Below are 1580 nucleotides of genomic sequence, written 5' to 3'. Positions count from 1 at the left end.
CAAGCGCAACCTTGGCCTTGAACTCCGGCAAATGGTTCTTGCGTTTCTTCATTTTGGATCGTCACTTTCGTCATGCGATCCATCTTAGCCGCTGGTCTAAATTTCCGCGACCACCTCTTCCTGAGCAATCGTGCACCCCGGCAGTTCAGAAACGAAGGACAGAAGGTTGTTGCGTCTCAGCTGTTTGCGAAAAATCATTTCTCCTGTGGCACTGCATCCATGAAGTTGAAACACATTCTTCGCCAGATCTATGCCGACAAGTTCCAAGTCCGCCATTTTGCTAACCTCCTATTTGTTTCCATCTCCAAAACCTACCAGATGAGAAATCAGGGGATGTCCATTCCATCAGAACCACCCCTTGAGACAGAGGTGTTTGTTCCAGTTTCGGTTGCACATCAGCAAATTCAAATCCCAGATAAATCAGTCCTAGGGCAAACAGCTTACACTAGGTAACTCAAAGGAATATACAAAAATGAAACTTGTGTTTGTATCCGGAGCGGCACTACTTCTGTCCGTAACTATCGTTTATGCTGGCAACTATTGCGCAGTCGGAACCAGTGATCCCGTTGTAGAGCGACTCGCAACGCGGCTATTTGAGCCTAAGTTGATGAATTGCGGAAGATACGGGCGCGTCACTCGTGATCAGTTTAAAGCGCTTAGAAAACAAAAGAAGTGTATTTATCAGCGTGATCTAGCAAGACTAAACAGCGAATATCGCGGTGAAAATCGAGATAACGAACTGGATAATGGCCGTCCTCGCGAGATCGAAAGCCGAGGCCGTAACACAATTCAAGACAGAGTTGCTTCCACAGTATCCCGCGACGGGGGATCTGGTGGCCGCGTTACCATATCTGCCGACACATCGACATCTTCTAGTAGTGGCAGTGCTCGGGCGACTGTTTCCGCTAGTGCCGTCACATCGGGTGGATCTGCTTCAGCAGGTGTGAGGACAACTGCAAACTCTGTGGTCCGTTAGCGTGAAGATGTCGGTCGACTAAAGTGGACAACTTCAAACTTGATCTGATAGACACCACAGCGAACAGCGCTGGGAGTGGCTTGTTGGCTGTCCGATGCATCCAGTGTGCCCGTCCAATGAACCCGCCCTGTTGGGCAATTACATGACCAGTTACGCTGCTTGTGCAGCGTAACTCCAAGGAAGGAGTTTTCGAGGCGTGTGATTTTGTGGTCGGCGATCAGGGAGAGGACCCATGAGAGCTTAGTGTTTAGTTCGCAGGACATGATGCGGGCGCGCAAAACTGGGCCATCATCGCGTCACTCATCGAGAGCTGCAAACTCAATGGGGTTGAGCCACACGGCTACCTGTCCACAGCCCTGGCTGCCATTGCTGGTGGGCACAAACAATCGGACATCAATGAACTACTGCCCTGGAACTGCGTCAGACCCGTGTGACCGGCGCAACGCTTGCGACGGTCTAGCCCCAGTCAGAATGCGTTAATCTCAAAAGTGCTCGTTTAGCACTCCCGGTTTCGGATCCTAAAGTGTCTGCTGTAGCTGTGATTTACGACTCAGGCGTGGATAATTGTACCTGCCGCTGTAACCTGTCAGCGCTCGGCTGCATC

The 1580-nt window shown here is 50.8% G+C and carries 1 protein-coding gene and 1 pseudogene; one reads left to right on the top strand and one right to left on the bottom strand.

Going from position 1 to position 1580, the window contains the following annotated elements; all coding sequences use genetic code 11:
- Positions 1–96: 96 nt before the first annotated feature.
- Positions 97–276, bottom strand: a complete 180-nt coding sequence (locus ABLN87_RS22190) for a hypothetical protein (protein WP_353014280.1) — start codon at positions 274–276, stop codon at positions 97–99.
- Positions 277–1227: 951 nt separating this feature from the next.
- On the opposite strand from ABLN87_RS22190, the pseudogene ABLN87_RS22185 reads away from it, so the two are divergent.
- A pseudogene (locus ABLN87_RS22185) lies at positions 1228–1410 on the top strand (transposase domain-containing protein); the annotation flags it as partial.
- Between the last annotated feature and the right edge of the window lie 170 nt (positions 1411–1580).

Origin of the sequence: Ruegeria sp. SCP10 (assembly GCF_040329495.1) — a bacterium.
Lineage (GTDB): Bacteria > Pseudomonadota > Alphaproteobacteria > Rhodobacterales > Rhodobacteraceae > Ruegeria.
The sequence above is the reverse complement of the archived record's forward strand: the minus strand, read 5'-3'. Positions and strand labels throughout refer to the sequence as shown.

Excerpts from the sequence above, each read along its gene's own strand:
- ABLN87_RS22190 (WP_353014280.1), bottom strand. The coding sequence starts at position 276 with ATGGCGGACTTGGAACTTGTCGGCATAGATCTGGCGAAGAATGTGTTT.